Source organism: Mycobacterium sp. (assembly GCF_049608025.1).
GTDB lineage: Bacteria > Actinomycetota > Actinomycetes > Mycobacteriales > Mycobacteriaceae > Mycobacterium.
Genome location: NZ_JBMYXC010000009.1, coordinates 15695 through 33065, shown reverse-complemented (window position 1 = coordinate 33065; position 17371 = coordinate 15695). Strand labels below are relative to the sequence as shown.

The 17371-nt window shown below is 66.2% G+C and carries 19 protein-coding genes; 9 read left to right on the top strand and 10 right to left on the bottom strand.

Annotation, left to right across the window (positions count from 1 at the left end; all coding sequences use genetic code 11):
• Position 1: 1 nt before the first annotated feature.
• A complete protein-coding gene (locus tag ACPGXI_RS05140; protein WP_526650483.1) occupies positions 2-364 on the bottom strand; it encodes a DUF732 domain-containing protein in 363 nt (120 codons plus the stop codon).
• Between the two features lie 89 nt (positions 365-453).
• On the opposite strand from ACPGXI_RS05140, the gene ACPGXI_RS05135 reads away from it, so the two are divergent.
• Positions 454-1284 (top strand): SDR family NAD(P)-dependent oxidoreductase, encoded by an 831-nt coding sequence (locus ACPGXI_RS05135; protein ID WP_526650481.1) that lies wholly within the window; start codon positions 454-456, stop codon positions 1282-1284.
• A 39-nt stretch (positions 1285-1323) separates the two neighbouring features.
• On the opposite strand, the gene ACPGXI_RS05130 is transcribed toward ACPGXI_RS05135, so the two are convergent.
• Both ACPGXI_RS05130 and ACPGXI_RS05125 read right to left on the bottom strand, forming a co-directional pair.
• Complete coding sequence (locus tag ACPGXI_RS05130) at positions 1324-2187, bottom strand: glycine betaine ABC transporter substrate-binding protein (protein WP_526650479.1); 864 nt, start codon at positions 2185-2187, stop codon at positions 1324-1326.
• The gene (locus ACPGXI_RS05125) at positions 2178-3389 is read right to left on the bottom strand and encodes an NAD(P)-dependent malic enzyme (RefSeq protein ID WP_526650477.1); all 1212 of its coding nucleotides are present in this window, start codon (positions 3387-3389) and stop codon (positions 2178-2180) included. The genes ACPGXI_RS05130 and ACPGXI_RS05125 overlap by 10 nt, the downstream gene beginning before the upstream one ends.
• Positions 3390-3526: 137 nt before the next feature.
• On the opposite strand from ACPGXI_RS05125, the gene corA reads away from it, so the two are divergent.
• Complete coding sequence (gene corA / locus ACPGXI_RS05120; protein ID WP_526650475.1) at positions 3527-4633, top strand: magnesium/cobalt transporter CorA; 1107 nt, start codon at positions 3527-3529, stop codon at positions 4631-4633.
• Positions 4634-4655: 22 nt separating this feature from the next.
• Here the strand turns inward: corA and ACPGXI_RS05115 are convergent, their stop codons facing one another.
• Positions 4656-5258 (bottom strand): suppressor of fused domain protein, encoded by a 603-nt coding sequence (locus tag ACPGXI_RS05115; RefSeq protein WP_526650473.1) that lies wholly within the window; start codon positions 5256-5258, stop codon positions 4656-4658.
• A 3-nt stretch (positions 5259-5261) separates the two neighbouring features.
• Positions 5262-5789 (bottom strand): general stress protein, encoded by a 528-nt coding sequence (locus ACPGXI_RS05110; RefSeq protein ID WP_526650471.1) that lies wholly within the window; start codon positions 5787-5789, stop codon positions 5262-5264.
• 136 nt (positions 5790-5925) lie between these two features.
• Here ACPGXI_RS05110 and ACPGXI_RS05105 point away from each other — a divergent pair, with 136 nt between their 5' ends.
• The 6 genes from ACPGXI_RS05105 to ACPGXI_RS05080 all read left to right on the top strand — a co-directional run bounded on the left by ACPGXI_RS05105 (position 5926) and on the right by ACPGXI_RS05080 (position 11779).
• Positions 5926-6612, top strand: a complete 687-nt coding sequence (locus ACPGXI_RS05105) for a DUF4190 domain-containing protein (RefSeq protein ID WP_526650469.1) — start codon at positions 5926-5928, stop codon at positions 6610-6612.
• Positions 6613-6628: 16 nt separating this feature from the next.
• The gene (locus tag ACPGXI_RS05100) at positions 6629-7012 is read left to right on the top strand and encodes a DUF4190 domain-containing protein (RefSeq protein ID WP_526650467.1); all 384 of its coding nucleotides are present in this window, start codon (positions 6629-6631) and stop codon (positions 7010-7012) included.
• A 128-nt stretch (positions 7013-7140) separates the two neighbouring features.
• Entirely contained in the window at positions 7141-8436 is a 1296-nt protein-coding gene (locus ACPGXI_RS05095; protein WP_526650465.1) for a magnesium transporter MgtE N-terminal domain-containing protein, read from the top strand.
• Entirely contained in the window at positions 8433-8975 is a 543-nt protein-coding gene (locus tag ACPGXI_RS05090) for a DUF1003 domain-containing protein (RefSeq protein ID WP_526650463.1), read from the top strand. Before ACPGXI_RS05095 ends, ACPGXI_RS05090 begins: the two co-directional genes overlap by 4 nt.
• A gap of 152 nt (positions 8976-9127) precedes the next feature.
• Positions 9128-10561: a lytic transglycosylase domain-containing protein gene (locus tag ACPGXI_RS05085; protein ID WP_526650461.1), complete on the top strand. Its 1434-nt coding sequence runs from the start codon at positions 9128-9130 to the stop codon at positions 10559-10561.
• A 57-nt stretch (positions 10562-10618) separates the two neighbouring features.
• The gene (locus tag ACPGXI_RS05080; RefSeq protein ID WP_526650459.1) at positions 10619-11779 is read left to right on the top strand and encodes a P-loop NTPase; all 1161 of its coding nucleotides are present in this window, start codon (positions 10619-10621) and stop codon (positions 11777-11779) included.
• Positions 11780-11844: 65 nt separating this feature from the next.
• Here ACPGXI_RS05080 and tatB read toward each other — a convergent pair whose 3' ends face one another.
• From tatB to sigE, 4 genes are all read right to left on the bottom strand, one after another.
• On the bottom strand, positions 11845-12267 hold the full coding sequence (gene tatB, locus ACPGXI_RS05075; protein WP_526650457.1) for a Sec-independent protein translocase protein TatB: 423 nt from the start codon (positions 12265-12267) through the stop codon (positions 11845-11847).
• Positions 12268-12270: 3 nt separating this feature from the next.
• A complete protein-coding gene (gene htrA, locus ACPGXI_RS05070; protein WP_526650571.1) occupies positions 12271-13758 on the bottom strand; it encodes a serine protease HtrA in 1488 nt (495 codons plus the stop codon).
• A 105-nt stretch (positions 13759-13863) separates the two neighbouring features.
• On the bottom strand, positions 13864-14259 hold the full coding sequence (gene rseA, locus ACPGXI_RS05065; RefSeq protein ID WP_526650569.1) for an anti-sigma E factor RseA: 396 nt from the start codon (positions 14257-14259) through the stop codon (positions 13864-13866).
• A 78-nt stretch (positions 14260-14337) separates the two neighbouring features.
• A complete protein-coding gene (sigE, locus tag ACPGXI_RS05060) occupies positions 14338-15180 on the bottom strand; it encodes an RNA polymerase sigma factor SigE (RefSeq protein WP_526650455.1) in 843 nt (280 codons plus the stop codon).
• A 178-nt stretch (positions 15181-15358) separates the two neighbouring features.
• Between sigE and ACPGXI_RS05055 the strand changes: the two genes are divergently transcribed.
• Positions 15359-16039 carry an O-methyltransferase gene (locus ACPGXI_RS05055; protein WP_526650453.1) on the top strand — a complete coding sequence of 227 codons (681 nt, stop codon included), beginning with the start codon at positions 15359-15361 and terminating at the stop codon, positions 16037-16039.
• Between the two features lie 30 nt (positions 16040-16069).
• Here ACPGXI_RS05055 and glgC read toward each other — a convergent pair whose 3' ends face one another.
• Positions 16070-17284, bottom strand: a complete 1215-nt coding sequence (glgC, locus tag ACPGXI_RS05050; RefSeq protein WP_526650451.1) for a glucose-1-phosphate adenylyltransferase — start codon at positions 17282-17284, stop codon at positions 16070-16072.
• Between the last annotated feature and the right edge of the window lie 87 nt (positions 17285-17371).

The following is a 17371-nucleotide window of genomic DNA, read 5'->3' as shown; positions in this document are numbered from 1 at the left end:
CCTACAGCCAATCGAAGAACGAGAACGGCCGACCGTCGGTCAGTGCGTTGACCGCCGGCGGGCATAAGATCTGAATCGCCAGATCCGTGAACATCGTCGCAGCTCCGATAGGTCGCCCGAGCTCTTCGGCGACCCGGGCGGCGACGTCGGCGGTGTTCTGCCCGGGCTCGGCCAGCATCGGGCAGACGGACTCTCCGATGCGAATAGCGGTTGCCGGATCGATGTCGCCGAGACGGTAGTGGTTCAACGCCCCCAAGAAGATGTCGGTGGTGCTGTCTGCCTGGGCCGGAGCCGCGGATATCGTCGCCGCCACCACAGCGGCCGATGCGACGAGCGCGGTGACGGCCGGGTACTTGAAACTCATGACTTGATTATCGTCGAGGATGCCCCGGCTATTACTTCCTCGGGCAACGGTTAGCCTCAACTCCAGTACACCGAGAAGAGGGAGTGGATATGCAAGGCTTCGCCGGAAAGGTGGCCGTAGTAACCGGCGCCGGCTCAGGCATCGGTCAGGCGCTGGCGATCGAGCTGGGACGCTCCGGCGCCCATCTGGCGATCAGCGACATCGACACCGAGGGCTTGGCTACCACCGAAGACCGCCTCAAGGCCATCGGAGTGCAGGTGAAGGCCGACCGCCTCGATGTCACCGAGCGCGAAACTGTCCAGCTCTATGCCGACGGTGTTGCCGAACATTTCGGCAAGATCAACCAGATCTACAACAACGCCGGCATCGCGTTCACCGGCGATATCGAGGTCGCCCAGTACAAGGACATCGAACGGGTGATGGACGTCGATTTCTGGGGCGTCGTGAACGGCACCAAATCTTTCCTCCCACACCTGATCGACTCCGGAGATGGACACGTCGTCAATGTCTCCAGTGTGTTCGGCTTGTTCGCGGTACCCGGGCAGGGCGCTTACAACGCAGCGAAATTCGCGGTCCGCGGCTTCACCGAGGCACTGCGCCAGGAGATGGCGCTGGCGGAACACCCGGTGAAGGTCACCTGTGTGCACCCCGGCGGCATAAAGACCGCGATTGCCCGCAATGCCACCGCCGCCGAGGGCGTGGACGTCGAGGATTTGGCACAGACCTTCGACAGGAAGCTGGCGCGCACCACGCCTGAGCAGGCCGCCAGGGTCATCCTCGATGGAGTGCGCAAGAACAAGGCCAGAGTGTTGGTAGGCACTGACGCAAAGATTTTCGAGATCGTCGTACGCGCCGTCGGAGCGGGCTACCAGTCTTTTCTTCCCGGATTGATGTCAAGGCTGGCTCCCCGGGCGCACTGAGGACCTTCGTCGGGGCGCGAGGGCACGCGAACACCGGCGCTAGCTACCGACGCCGATCGGGTTCGCATCCAGCCACTGCCCAGCCACCACACCGGGATCGGCACCCTCGGCGACCTGGCGGAGCATATCGGCCAGCGCTGCGGTGTCGAGCACGCCGGCAATTTCGTTGAGAGCGAGCACCTGAGACTCGGTCAGCTCGTTTCGCCGGTACAGCGCCACCGGGTTCTCAGCACGGATCAGCGCCGTCTTGTCCGACAACACAACCAACTCCGACGGGACGTCCGGCGCTGCGGTCGTCGTCCACGCCGCGTCGATCTGCGCTGACCGCAGGGAGGCGAACAACGCTGCACTGTCGGCGAATTCGCGCACCGCAGGCAGCGTGCAGGTACCGACCGACGCGGGGTGCGCGGCGCCTTTCACCGCGCCGACCGAGATTTCCTCACACCGCCGGATCATCGCCGTCACGTCGCGAGCACCCCAGTCCTGCACGGTCTCATCGGTGACTGCGATCGCGGGTTTGTCCTCCGCCGAGGTCGTGTAATCGCCTGCGGCGATGCCCTCGGGTAAAGCCGCAGCCAACGTGCGGTACACCTGCGCCGCCGACCGCGCCGGCGAATCTGGCTCGAACCGCTGCAGCAGCCGTCCAGTGAAACCGGGCGCGACGCGAACCTCCCCCGAGTCCAGTTGACCCAACGGATCCCGTTCCGTCCGAACGTGGGCCGGGTTTCCGTAGAACCGCAGGGCGGCCGCGTAAAGGTTGGCCACCAGTTCGGACTCCGGGTCAGACGTCGAACCGACCGGAATCGACGGTGCCGGCTCTTGCCCGCCACAACCCGCGGCGAGCAGCAAGGCGACCAGCAGGAACGCCCAACGCCTCCAGATCCGCGCGGGGCTCAGTCGCATTCATCCTGGGCCACCGCGGCCACCGCGGCCGCCACGGCTGGACTCACCCGCTGGTCCAGCGCGCTCGGCACGATGTGGTCGACCGCCAGGTCCTCACCCACGACAGAGAAAATAGCCTCGGCCGCGGCTACCTTCATCTTCTCGGTGATGCGCCGCGCACCGGCATCCAGCGCTCCCCGGAAAACACCGGGGAACGCCAGCACGTTGTTGATCTGGTTCGGAAAATCGCTGCGTCCGGTGGCCACCACGGCCGCGTATTTGCGCGCCACGTCGGGGTGGATTTCGGGGTCAGGGTTCGACATCGCGAACACGATGCACGCCGGCGCCATCGTCGCGATCAACTCCTCTGGCACCAGCCCAGCAGAAACCCCCATGAACACGTCGGCGCCGGCGAGCGCCTCGGCAATGCCACCGCGAAGTCCGCGCGGGTTGGTCCTGGTGGCCAGTTCGGCCTTGAACGGGTTCAGATCGTCGCGATCCGAGTGAACGATGCCCTTGCTGTCGAGCACCGTGATGTCGCCGATCCCCTTGGCCAACAGAATGTTTGCGCACGCGATCCCAGCGGCACCGGCGCCGGCGATGACGATCTTCAACACGCCCATGTCACGACCGAGCACCTCGCTGGCGCCCAGCAACGCAGCGAGCACAACGATGGCGGTGCCGTGCTGATCGTCGTGCATGACCGGGCAGTCCAGGGCCTCCACGACGCGGCGCTCGATCTCGAAGCAGCGCGGCGCCGAGATGTCTTCGAGGTTGACCGCGCCGAAAGTCGGACGCAACCGGACGATCGTCTCGACGATCTCGTCGGGGTCCTTGGTATCGAGCACGATCGGGATGGAGTCCAGTCCGCCGAACGTCTTGAAGAGCGCGCTCTTGCCCTCCATGACCGGCAGCGATGCCGCAGGCCCGATGTCACCGAGTCCCAGCACGGCGCTGCCGTCGCTGATCACTGCCACCATGCGGTTGGCCCAGGTATACCGTTTCGCCAGCGTGGCGTCGGCCGCGATCGCGCGGCTGACCTGCGCCACCCCGGGGGTGTAGGCGATCGACAGAGCTCGCTGAGTATCCAGAGGCGATTTCAGTTCCACCGAGAGCTTGCCGCCCTCATGGGCCTCGAAGATATCGCTGTCCTCAATGACAACCTGGGGCGTGCGCGCCACTGACGAGGGCTCGCGCGAGGAACCGACAACACTTTCCGACACGGCCGTCAGGGTATCGGACCGGTGCCGCCCATCGGAATGGGCTGTCCCTTGGCCAACAGATCTGGTCGACACACTCGCTCCACGTACTATCCGCATAGACCTGATCGGGTCGCCCCGTCCCAGAGGGAGGTGCGCGCGTGCCGTCATTTCGCGCGTTGCCACCGTCGCGGCTGCGCCCCGGGGTCCGCGCCCACACCGACGGCCCGGACGCCATGAACATCCACATTCCCGTGGCCCGCGCGATGGTCGACTGCGGCGTCTATTGCGATGGAACCCGACTGCCCGGCAAGTACACCCATGCCGCGGCGTTGGACAAGGTGCGCGAGATCGAGTCCCAAGGCAGCGAAGCGTTCGTCTGGGTCGGGTTGCACGAGCCCGACGAGCACCAGATGAAAGCCGTTGCCGACGTGTTCGGCCTGCACGAGCTCGCCGTCGAAGACGCCGTGCACGCTCACCAGCGCCCCAAACTCGAGCGGTATGACCAGACGCTGTTCTTGGTACTCAAGACCGTGATGTACGTCGAGCACGAATCGATGGCCAAGGCACGCCAGATCGTGGACACCGGCGAGATCATGATCTTCGTCGGACCCGACTTCGTCGTCACCGTGCGCCACGGCGAACACGGCGGATTGGCCGGCGTCCGCAAACGGCTGGAGGCCGCCCCCGCGACCCTCAAACTCGGCCCCTACTCAGTCATGCACGCGATCGCCGACAGCGTGGCGGACACCTACCTCGATGTCACCGATCTCATCGAGACCGACATCGACTCCATGGAAGAAGACATCTTCTCGCCGCTGTCGCAGACCAACATGGAGTGCATCTACCTGCTCAAACGCGAGGTCGTTGAGTTGCGCCGCGCAGTCAGCCCGCTGGCGACCGACCTCGAGCGCATCGGCACCGACCATGACGACCTCGTCAACGTCGAGATCCGCCGATACCTGGGCGATGTTCTCGACCACACGATCAAGGCCTCTGAACGGATCGCCAGCTATGACGAACTGCTCAGCTCTTTGGTGCAGGCCGCACTCGGCAAGGTCGCGATGCAGCAGAACGTCGACATGCGCAAGATCTCGGCGTGGGTGGCCATCGCGGCGGTGCCCACCGCGCTGGCCGGTATCTATGGCATGAACTTTCAGGAAATGCCCGAGTTGGATTGGGCCTGGGGCTATCACGCGGTACTGGCGCTGATGGCGCTCGTCTGCACGCTGCTGTACCGAACGTTCCGGCGCAACAACTGGCTCTGAGGTCGGCTCCGCGGCCCGCCGCTCACGCCGGACTAGCGGCCCGCCGCCGTGGATCCGTGGGATCGACCCCATCCTGCGCCCATGCCTCCCGCATGGCGCCCGCGCCCTTCAGCCGCACCCAGGCCGCCTCCGTCGCAGTGATCGGAACCGCTGACAACACCGTGACCGGCGATAAGGGCGCCGGTAACACGACGTCATCGACATCACTGCGCCCCAACAGGTATGCGGAAAAGGGTGCTCCCTGCCACAGCGGAGTTTCCAGATCGACGAGGGCGTCGGGTTCCAGGATCAATCCCTCGACGGCAGGCGCGGCGGCGACAACCGCCACCGAGCGGGCCAAACCTTTCGGCGAAGGCCCACGCAGGGCAACCGCCACTTCGGCACGGGGCCCGCGCACAGGATCGGCAAGAAGCTCGGCTGGGTCGACCATCGGGTGACGGGAACACCCAAGCGAAATATATTGTGCTGCAGGAATATCAGGGTCGTCGGGCACGCCGAACCGGATGACGTCAATAGGGTCGGCGCCCAGGAACGTCACGCTGGCCTCAACGGGTTCCGCAGCGACCCCCATCCGCGTGAAATGGTCGCGCAGGTGCGCACGGACCCGACCAAGAACGTCGCTCACCGGTCAGATCGTCAAGCGTGCCAGCAGATCCCGACCGCGCTCGGCGCTCTGCGGATCGCAGAGCACGTCATAGCGCCCGGCGACCAGTTGCATGGTCGAGCTGAAATCTCTTGTGCCCCGAGCCATCGCGTACGGGATCGCCGTCGTGATCAGCCCGAAGAAGACGCCCGCAATCAAGCCGGTGACCAGCGCACTCCAGGGGTTGGGACTGAAAAAGCCGAGGATCAGGCCGATGAAAAGGCCGAGCCAGGCGCCGGTGAGAACACCGCCGCCGAGCACCTTGGGCCAGGACAATCTCCCGGTGACCCGCTCGACCTGCATCAGATCAACGCCGACGATGGTCACCTGCTCGACGGGGAATTGCTGGTCGGACAGGTAATCCACGGCGCGCTGAGCCTCCGCGTAGGTCGGATACGAACCGATCGGCCACCCCTTGGGAGGAGTGGGCAGTCCGGCCGGACGCCGACGTCCCGGTGCGGGGACGCCGGATGCCACACCGGGGTTCTGTCCGGGCTGGAACGGACTGGTCATGGTCTGAGAACTCCTTCGGTTGCGCGACGGGCACCCCTAGTCTGCCCGTCAACGCTGCGAAACCGCCAAACGTGCCCAAGGCTCTCCCGCTCAATCTTGCGGGGGGTTGCCGCTCCTTGCACTAGTGTTGATCAGCATGACAAATCCGGACGACGAAGCAGGCCGAATCGAATCTTCTGATTCCGCCGCGGCCGGGTCTGAGCCCCCGCAGGCGGGGTACGAAGCGCCCCCGATCGAGCGGTCCTCGAGTTGGCCGGCACCGCCCGAATCCGGGGATGACACGCCGCCCACCGGCTACACGCCGCCCACCGGCTACGCGCCGCCCGCTGGCTACACCCCACCGGCCACCCCACCGGCGTCCGGTTACGACGCCCCGGCCTATACCCCGAATGCCGGCTACCCACCGCCCGGCGATTTTGCGCCGCCCGGCTATCCGCCGCCGCCGCCAGCCGGCTACCCGCCCCCATATCCTGATCCCGGTTCGCCGCCGTACCCCGACCCGGGGTACGGCGCACAGTCCTACCCGCCCCCCTATGGCGCCTATCCGGCCCCCTCCAGCGGTTACCCGGGCGCCGAGTACGGGTACGGCGCGCCTGTCCCACAGGGCACCAACACCATGGCGATCGCTTCTCTGGTCGCATCGATCGTCGGTGTGTGCTGCGGTATCGGCTCGATCATCGGCATCGTGCTCGGCATCTTGGCGCTCAACCAGATCAAGCAGACGCGTCAGGCCGGCCACGGCCTGGCTGTGGCCGGCATCGTCGTGGGCGTCGTGACGATGTTGATCAGTCTCGCGTGGACCATTTCCGCATTCGCCTCCTGACTCCGGCAGCACCAGCATGACCGCGAGCGGGCCGGAACCACACGACGGCGTCGAACCACAGCCGCTGGACTACCCGGCTGATGCCGGACTGCCGCCGCCGGTGTATCCGCCTCCGTACCCCGGTTACTACCCGCACCATCACCAGCCTCGTCAGCCATACCCGCCGGTCAAGTCCGCAGGCACCAACGGCAAGGCCATTGCCGCTCTGGTGACGTCGCTGGCCGGTCTGGCCTGCTGCGGCCTACCGTCGATCGTTGGGCTGGTCTTGGGACTCATCGCGATGGGCGAAACCAAACGCACAGGCCAGGACGGCTACGGGCTTGCCGTCGCCGCCGTCGTCATCAGCAGCCTCATCATGATCGGCTACGCCCTCTATCTGCTCCTGACAACCGTGTTCTGAACCGCCAACCGGCGGGGCCCCTCCAGAGGCCGACCGGACGGCCCATTCATGCCACCCGGGCAGGAACAGGGAAGTCCCGCGGCGTCGGTACCGGTTTTCGGCAACAAGACTCTCTACCCTTGACGACCATGGCGTCGGTCAACAGGGTCTACGCGGCCCGGCTCGCGGGGATGGTGGCGCTTGGCCCCGATGGCGAATCCATCGGGCGGGTCCGCGATGTGGTCGTCAGCATCAGCATCGTGCGGCAACAACCCCGCGTTCTTGGACTCGTCATCGAATTGCTCAGTCGCAGAAGAATCTTCGTCCCCATTCTGCGCGTCACGGCGATCGAGCCCGGCGCGGTCACCTTGTCTACCGGCAACGTATCCCTGCGACGCTTCTCCCAACGGCCCGGCGAGGTCCTCGTCCTGGGGCAGGTTCTCGAGACCCGCGTGCGTGTCGATGACCCTGACCTGTCGCAACTCGCGGGCATCGACGTGGTCGTCGTGGATCTTGCTATCGAGCAGACCCGCACCCGCGACTGGATGGTCACCAAAGTCGCGGTGCGTCCGCAGCGCCGACTGGGCCGACGCAGCAACGTGTTCGCCGTCGACTGGCAGCACGTCCACGGTCTCACCCCCTCTGGTCTGGCCATGCCCGATCAGGGTGTCGCCCAACTCCTCGAGCAGTTCCAGGGGCAGCGTCCGGTCGAGGTTGCCGACGCCATCCGCGAGTTGCCGGCCAAGCGCCGCAACGAGGTCGTCAACGCACTCGACGACGAACGACTCGCCGATGTGCTGCAGGAGTTGCCGGAAGAAGAGCAGGTGGAGCTAGTGCGGCAGTTGAAGACCGATCGCGCTGCCGATGTGCTGGAGGAGATGGACCCCGACGACGCCGCCGACCTGCTCGGGACGATGCCGCCGGCCGATGCCGAACAGTTCCTGCGACGAATGGACCCGGAGGACTCCGAGGACGTGCGGCGCCTGCTCAGCCACTCCCCCAACACCGCAGGCGGCCTGATGACCTCGGAACCGGTGGTGCTGGCTCCGGATACCACCGTTGCCGAAGCACTCGCCCAGGTGCGCGACCCGGACCTGACACCAGCGCTGGCGTCGGTGGTCTTCGTGGTGCGCCCGCCCACCGCCACCCCCACCGGCCACTATCTGGGGTGCGTTCATCTACAACGGCTGCTGCGCGAGCCGCCCGCGACGCTGGTCAGCGGCATCGTCGACACCCACCTGCCCTACCTGCGGCCCGAGGACTCGCTCGGCAAACTCACCCGCTACTTCGCCGCATACAACCTGATGTGCGGGCCGGTGGTCGACGACGAGAGCCACCTGCTGGGTGCCGTCTCGGTAGACGACGTCCTGGACCACCTGCTGCCCGAGGGCTGGCGGGAACATGAAGCCGAACCCGTGATCGTGACCGCCGAGGGGATGACGTGAGCGAATCGTCGGCCCGCCAGCGCCTCGACACTCCCCGCGTCTCCCGTTCGCTGGCCCCCCGCCTCGATGTGGAGGCGGTCGGCCGGGTCAGCGAACGAATCGCACGGTTCCTCGGTACCGGCCGCTACCTGGCGATTCAGACGGTCGCGGTGGTGGTGTGGGTCCTGCTCAACATCGGCGCCTTCGCATGGCAGTGGGATCCCTACCCATTCATCCTGCTGAACCTCGCGTTCTCCACTCAGGCCGCATATGCGGCCCCACTGATCCTCCTCGCCCAGAACAGGCAGGAGAACCGGGATCGGGTCTCGCTGGAAGAAGACCGCAGGCGTGCCGAGCAGACCAAGGCCGATACCGAATACCTGGCCCGCGAGCTGGCCGCGCTGCGTCTTGCCGTCGGCGAAGTCGCCACCCGTGATTACCTGCGCCGCGAGCTGGAGGAGATCGGCGAAATGATCGCCGACCTGCGCAGACCGGTCGGCGCGGGGTCTGGTGAGACCAGCAGCAGCGACACCGACCGGCGATCCAAGAAAAACGAGTGACATAGCTGTGGCGATTGCTGTTACGACTTCGTTGCCGAGTAGGTATGGTGGCGTGGTTCACAGGCGATCAAATAGCTAGGACGGTTTGCGTGCACATACGCGGAGGATCGACTCTCCGGGCAGCTGGCCGCCGAGCGGGCCGAGTCGCCCGTATGCCGGTTTTTGGTGTGGCCGCTGTTCTGACACCCCTGGTACTGGCAGGCGCCGTCGGAGCGGCTGCTCCGTCCACCCACGCGCCCACCCGCGATTCCGCGGTCATGCCGCTGGCCGCCGTTGAGCCCTCTCCCGGTGACGGTTCGGGTGCGTCCGTCGTGGCCATCAACAAGGCGCCCACGCCCCTTCGCATGGTCGGTGGAAGCGCGTCATCACCGCCCCCAGCGGCAGTGGTGAATTCTCCCGGGACACTGCGCATTCCGTCGATGGCATTGGCAGCCTACCGAAATGCCGAAGCCATGATGGCCACCGCGTTCCCCGGATGCGGGGTCAGCTGGAACCTGCTGGCCGGGATCGGCCGCATCGAGTCGATGCACGCCTACGGCGGCGCGACGGATGCACGCGGCACCGCCGTGCGGCCGATCTACGGACCCGCCCTGGACGGCACACTGCCCGGTAACGAGGTCATCGTGCAGAGCCGCAGCGCCGACCGGGTGACCTATGCCCGGGCATTGGGTCCGATGCAGTTCCTGCCCGGCACCTGGTCTCGCTACGCGTCTGACGGCGACAATGACGGCAAGGCCGACGTCCAGAACGTCTTCGACGCGTCACTGGCTGCGGCCCGCTACCTGTGCAGCGGCGGAATGAACTTGCGCAATCAGGCAGATGTGATGGCCGCTATCCTGCGCTACAACAACTCGATGGCCTACGCACGCAACGTGCTGAGCTGGGCCGCGTCCTATGCGACGGGGGTCGTGCCAGTCGACCTACCGCCTATCAACGGTTCCGTTCCTGCGCTCGGCAGCGCCGGCGGCAGCGGCAATGGCAATGGCAGCAGCAGCGTCAACAGTCACCTTGACCGCACCCAGGGCATCGGACCCGGGTTGCCACTGAACGCCACCGGCCTGCCCCCCAACGATCCGCTGTCGCTGATACCGCTCATGGAGCGCACCGACGCGGCCAGGCAGATCTCGACCAACGTTCCGGGATTCGTTCCTGGCCAGTCGCTGGGCCCACTCCCCGGACCCGCGCAGGCGTTGCGGGCGCCCGCGCAGCCGGCGCCTCAGCCGCCGCCGGAATGGCTGCCTCCCTGGATGCAACCGGCTGCACAACCTCAGTGCGCGGTGTTCTGTATTGAAAGCGCCGTCCCGCCTCCAGCGCCGCTGGGACTGCCCGGATTCCCGCCACCTGCAGCGCCACTGGGACCGCCCGGGTTCCCACCCCCTGCAGCGCCGCCGGGACCGCCCGGGTTCCCACCGCCTGCAGCGCCGCCGGGACTGCCGGGGTTCCCGCCACCTGCAGCGCCACTGGCCCAGCCAGTTCTCCCGCCCGGGCCGCCAATGGCCGTGCCGCCACCGCCGCCACCGCCGGGAGCGCCGCTGCCCAGCCCACTGCCGCCCGCGCTGGGTCCCGCGCCGGGCCCGGCAGCCTGAGCACAGCCGTCGCCCTCGTTCGGGCCGCCGTGAGTCCGCGGCCTAGACTTTCAAGCGATGTCCCCAACTCCGACTGACCTCGAATCCTCGGTCCGTACCGCGCTGGCCAAGGTGATCGACCCCGAGCTAAGGCGTCCGATCACCGAAGTGGGCATGGTCAAGAACGTCACCGTTGGCCCGGAAAGCCATGACGGCCAGGAAGGCTCGGTGCACGTCGAGCTCTACCTCACCATTGCCGGGTGCCCGAAGAAGACCGAGATCACCGACAGCGTCACCCAGGCGGTCAGCGACGTACCCGGCACCGGTGCGGTGAAGGTAACTCTCGACGTCATGAATGACGAGCAGCGTGCCGAACTGCGCAAGCAGCTGCGCGGCGATTCACGTGAACCGGTGATCCCATTCGCCCAGCCCGGCTCGCTGACCCGTGTCTACGCCGTCGCATCCGGGAAGGGTGGCGTCGGCAAGTCCAGCGTGACGGTGAATCTGGCCGCGGCAATGGCCGCGCGGGGACTGTCGGTCGGCCTCCTCGACGCCGACATCTACGGCCACTCCGTGCCCAGGATGATGGGCACGACCGACCGCCCCACCCAAGTCGACTCGATGATCCTCCCGCCGGTCGCCCACGACGTCCGGGTGATCTCCATCGCGATGTTCACCCAAGGCAACACGCCGGTCGTGTGGCGCGGGCCGATGCTCCACCGGGCGCTTCAGCAGTTCCTCGCCGATGTGTACTGGGGTGATCTGGACGTGCTGCTGCTGGACTTGCCGCCGGGCACCGGCGATATCGCGATCTCGGTATCTCAGCTGATCCCGGGCGCGGAAATTCTGGTCGTCACGACGCCGCAATTGGCCGCTGCCGAGGTCGCCGAGCGCGCAGGCGCCATCGCGCTGCAGACCCGGCAGCGCATCGTCGGCGTGGTGGAGAACATGTCCGGGCTGGTGCTGCCCGACGGCACGACCATGCAGATCTTCGGGGAAGGCGGTGGCCACCAGGTCGCCGAGAGCCTGTCTCGGGCCGTGGGCGCCGAGGTTCCGCTCCTGGGCCAGGTGCCGCTCGATCCCGCGCTGGTATCGGCAGGCGATTCCGGCATTCCGCTGGTGTTGTCGGCACCCGAGACCGCGGCAGGCGTGGCGCTGCGTAGCATCGCCGACGCGCTGTCGAGCCGCAGCCGTGGTCTGGCCGGCATGTCCCTGGGACTGGACCCAGCCGGTCGCTGACGCCGAAATCACCTTTCGGCAGCACCTACTGGCACCTAGCCTGGATCGGATCTCGGCTTGCTGGGTCAGGTGGCGTCGGTGTCGAAGGGGGTGGATGCTGCGGGCTGCTTGGTGTCGGGCGCGCCGGAGGCGACATCGGCGGGACCACCTGCCGACTGTGCCTTCTCCGATGGGGGTTGCGCCCCCTCCGCTGTATCGAACTTCCCGGTGAAGATCGAGTCGTCGCCGTCGAGAAGGTGCTTGGTCAGCGCCGCGCGCGGCGTCATCCCTTTGAGCCTTTGCAGCTCAGACAACGGTTCTCGCAGATCGTCGAACTCGGGGCCGAGGTCCTCTCGCAGCTGACTGGTGGCGCCGCTGACATAGTCTCGGGCCTGGCGCAGCGCTCCGGATGTCCACCTGATCGCGCCGGGCAGCCTTTCTGGCCCCAGGATCACCAATCCGGCGATCACCAGGACCATCATCTCGCCCCAACCGACGTTGGCGAACATCGGCTACGTGCTGTTGTCCGGGCGTGGAGTTACCGTGAGCGTGACGGGACGGCCGTCGCGGACGACCTCGATCGATGCCGGCTCGTCGACCTTGAGTTGCCGAACGGCGACGACGAACTCATCAGCATCGGCGACTTCGCGATCGCCCACTTTGACGACAACGTCGTTCTCCAGGATTCCGCCCCGCTCAGCGGGTCCGCCCTGTGTCACGTTGGCGATCTGTGCGCCCTTGGCGATGTCGTTGCTCACCGAACGCGCCGTCAGGCCCAGGGTCGGGTGGGCAATCTTGCCGCTCTCGATCAGCTTCTCGACGACTAGCTTGACCTCGTTGACCGGAATCGCGAACCCCAGGCCGCTGGCGCTTTCCGAAAGAGACTTGCCAGCGGTGTTGATGCCGATCACCTCGGCGTTCATGTTGATCAACGGCCCGCCCGAGTTGCCGTGGTTGATCGACGCGTCGGTCTGCACACCGTCGATGACTGTGTCGGTGTCGGAGCCATCACCTGACAGCGGTATTGGACGGTTCAACGCGCTGATTATGCCGGTGGTGACCGTGCTGCGCAGTCCCAGCGGTGCGCCCGCGGCGATCACTTCTTCGCCGACCTGGAGTTTCTCGGAATCCCCCAACCGCGCGACAATCAGGTTGTCGACGTTATCGACCTTGAGCACCGCCAAGTCGGTTTTGGGATCGCGGCCGACCAGATTGGCCGGAACCTCTGTGCCGTCGTTGAAGACCACCGCCAACTTAAATTTGGCGGGGTTGGTGGCGGCCTCGGAGATCACGTGGTTGTTGGTGACGATGTAGCCGCGTCCGTCGATGACGACTCCGGATCCCTGAGCGCCTTCGTTGTCGCTGGACGCCTCGATGGTGACCACCGAATCCGCGACCGCAGCAGCTACCTCGGTGAACCGACCCGGAGGAAGGTCCGGTCTGTCGCTGGTCTCTAGAGTCACCTTCGAGGTCGTGAATGCGTCGACGACCTCAGCGGTCTTGCGCCCCACCAAGCCACCGGTGACGCCAAGGACCAGCGCGACGATGCCGAGCACCGCCAGCGCGACGAACGACACCCTGCCGCCGAACAGCACATCGCGAACGCCCAGCTTGCCGGGATGGACTGTGGTCGGCGCCGGCGCGGTCGGCACGAACGCCGGGGTACCCAGTGTCACGGGCGAACCCGGGCTGCGCCAAGGATCGTCGACTTGGTCGGCATCCTCACCGCGGTCCGCGGCGAGCGCACCGGCGTCGGCCGGATGACGCTGCAGCGATTCGCCACCGGGATGGGTACGCCCGAACGCCTCGGCCAGCACGGGATCGGGAGGCTGATTCTTCGGGGTGAACTCCCCCTGATCGCGGCCATGATCGGTACCGGTGAAAGACCCGTCCACACCGGCGGGCCTGCCGAACGCACGCTTGGCTGCCGGATCGACAGGCGGACGCGAAAGGGGACGCGGCTCAAGACGCTCCCGGCCGGACTGGTCCAGATTGGTCACCCGTTCAACGCCCTTCTCGATATCCTCTGCCATGCCCTCAGCCGAGGCGCAGGCAATAGACAACAGAACCGCGCTGATCGGCGCCGGTTCGCTTCAGCTTCCACCCTACCGACGTTTGCGACGGGCGCGTGGCGCCCCGTCGGCCAACCGTGGCGCCTCGGCCGGCTCCGGGGCTTCGTCCGGGGCGCGGTCCGGGATCTGGGACAACAGGCCCAGCAGGGAAGTCGGCATCGCCACGGGGCAGGAATCGCGCAGCGCGGACCGCGCCTGACGCTGCGCGTCGACCTCCAGGGCACACTCGGGACACAGCGAGAGGTGGTGAGCAGCGCGCAGGTGCGCGGTCATGCGCAGCTCACCGTCGGCGAACGCAGCAACCGCCTCCGTCGACAAGTGTTCGGTGGAACCGAATTGACGTGGGCCGACCGGTGCATCGCTTTGCGAGGCAAACTGCGAGGGAAGCCAGGAGAATGCACGACGAAAAGCATGTCCGGGATCAGCCATCACCCAGTTCCTCTCGACTCGAGTCATGTCGGACTACCTCGAATGTAGCGCGACATGTCGCGGGGCAACGCGGCAACGTCAGGCAGACTTGGCCCCGTCACGAATAACTTCCGCCGTGCCTGCATCCGAATGACGCGCCAGGTGATCTCGCAGCGCTTGGCGGCCGCGGTGGATGCGGCTGCGCACAGTGCCCAACTTGACGCCGAGAGTCGCCCCGATCTCCTCGTAGGACAGACCTTCGATGTCGCACAGCACCACGGCGGCGCGGAACTCCGGCGCGAGTGAATCGAGCGCGGCCTGAAGGTCGGGGCCCAGTCGCGAGTCGTGGTAGATCTGCTCGGGGTTCGGTTCGTCCGCGGGCACCCGGTCGTAGTCCTCGGGCAGGGCTTCCATCCGGATCCGGCCGCGACGGCGAACCATATCGAGGAACAGGTTGGTCGTGATGCGGTGCAACCAGCCTTCGAAGGTGCCGGGCTGATAATTCTTCACCGATCGGAATACGCGGATGAACGTTTCCTGCGTCAGATCCTCGGCGTCATGCTGGCTACCGGACAGTCGGTAGGCCAGGCGGTACACCCGGTCGGCGTGCTGGCGGACAAGATCATCCCAACTGGGCATCGCCGCTTTGTCGCCCGTGGCGTCGAACACCGCGGTGCCGGTCATCTCGTCGGTCGGCTCAACCCACTCAGCATCGGTGTACTGCTCAAGGTGTGCCATAGAAACCGGTGACACCGGCGTGTTAGCCGGGTTGGCAGGGCCAGGCGCATGAGTGGTGTTCGTCGGATCCTCCAGGTCGTGGCGGCTACCGCCATCGGCTGACGGCGGCTCGTTATCCACAACACAGCGCAGCGTGGCTTTCTTCCCAGGGCGGTCCCCAGGGTGCCAGGCATCGCTGCGCACGCTGATCGCGCCGTCTGTCATGGGATCACCGTCCCCTGTGCTGGTGTGCCTGACATATGAGCAAACTGAGCATTTCCTGAGAAAGATCGCCAACCATTTTTCAACCAGCGAAAACAGTGGTCCCGACGCCCTGATTCACGGAACGCGGAGCGGGCGTGTCGCAGCACCCCAACCCGTGCTTCGCTCTACGCTTCGGGGCATGGCCAGCACCGACGAGCCCGAAGGTGGCTCTGGCGATTCCAGTACCAGGGTGAGTCAGGCCGAGGCGATCGTCACTCATGCCGAACACTCGATCTCCGAGGACTCCATCGTCGCCGCGGCCCGCGAGCGCGCGGTGGACATCGGCGCGGGCGCGGTCACCCCGGCAGTCGGAGCGTTGCTCTGCGTCCTGGCCAAATTGACTGGCGCGAAAGCCGTGGTCGAGGTCGGCACCGGCGCCGGCGTCAGCGGACTGTGGTTGTTGTCGGGAATGCGCGACGACGGAGTCTTGACGACGATCGACGTCGAACCGGAACATCAGCAGATCGCCAAGCAGGCGTATTCGGAGGCGGGCGCCGGACCGGGGCGCACCAGGCTGATCAGCGGTCGCGCCCAGGAAGTGCTCACCCGACTTGCCGATGAGTCCTACGACCTCGTGTTCATCGACGCCGACCCAGCCGACCAACCGCAGTTCGTCAACGAAGGCATACGGTTGCTCCGCCAGGGTGGCGCGATCATTGTGCATCGGGCTGCGCTCGGCGGGCGGGCCGGAGATGCGTCCGCCAAGGACAACGAGGTGAGCGCGGTGCGCGAGGCTGCGCGGATCATCGCCGAGGACGAGCGGCTGACACCGGTGCTCATTCCGCTCGGCGACGGCCTGCTGGCCGCCGCGCGCGACTGAACTGTTTTCCCCGCGAGGATCACCGCGGGCTCAGACCCAGACGCCCTTGCCGACAGCGACCACACCGCCGGCGCTGATAGAGAACCGTTCGCGGTCCCGGTCCAGATCGACCCCTACCGTCTCGCCGGGGGCCACCACCACGTTCTTGTCCAGGATTGCGTGGCGAACCACGGCACCGCGCCCGATGCGGACCCCGGGCATGATCACGCTGCCCTCGACGATCGCGTCGTCCTCGACGGCGACGTTGGACGACAGCACGGAATTGCGCACCGACGCAGCCGAAATGATGCTGCCGGCACCGACCACTGACTCCTGGGCTGATCCGCCGTTGACGAACTTCGCCGGTGCCAGGTTTTCCGAGCTGCCACGGATGGGCCAACGCTTGTTGTAGAGGTTGAACACCGGGTGCACCGACACCAGGTCCATGTGCGCGTCGTAGAAGGCGTCCAGCGTTCCTACGTCACGCCAGTAGCCGTGGTCGCGTTCGGTGGCACCGGGCACCTCGTTGGCCTTGAAGTCGTAGACCGATGCGATCCCCTCGGACACCAGTCGCGGAATGATGTCACCGCCCATGTCATGGTCGGAATCGTCGTCGTCGGCATCGGCGCGGATGGCGTCGATCAGCACCTTGGTGGTGAAAATGTAGTTACCCATCGAGACGAATGTCTGCTCGGGATCGTCCGGGGTGCCCGGGGGGTCGGCAGGCTTTTCGATGAACGACCGGATACAGCCGGACTCGTCGGCATCGATGCAGCCGAATGCGCTCGCCTCCGCGCGCGGCGCCCGGATCCCGGCGACTGTCGCGCCGGCACCACTGTCGATGTGGTGCGCAAGCATCTGCTCGGGATCCATCCGGTAGACGTGGTCCGCACCGAAGATCACGATGAAGTCGGGATCCTCGTCGTGGATCAAGTTCATCGACTGGTAGATCGCGTCGGCCGAACCGGTGTACCACCGCGGGCCCAGCCGCTGTTGAGCCGGAACCGGGGTGATGTACTCCCCGGCAAGCCCCGACAGCCGCCAGTTCTGCGAAATGTGACGGTCCAGCGAGTGCGACTTATATTGGGTAAGAACACAAATTCGCAGAAACCGGGCGTTGACAAGGTTTGAGAGCACGAAATCGATGAGCCGGTAAGCGCCCCCGAAGGGAACCGCGGGTTTGGCCCGGTCAGCCGTCAACGGATACAGCCGCTTGCCCTCTCCCCCGGCCAGGACGATGCCCAACACGTGCGGCGCTTCCCACATACTGCAAACCTATCGGCACGTCAGGACCGCGGCTAGCCATTCGCGCTATTGGCGGCCGTTCTCGGACTGTCCGTCAAGACAATTGGT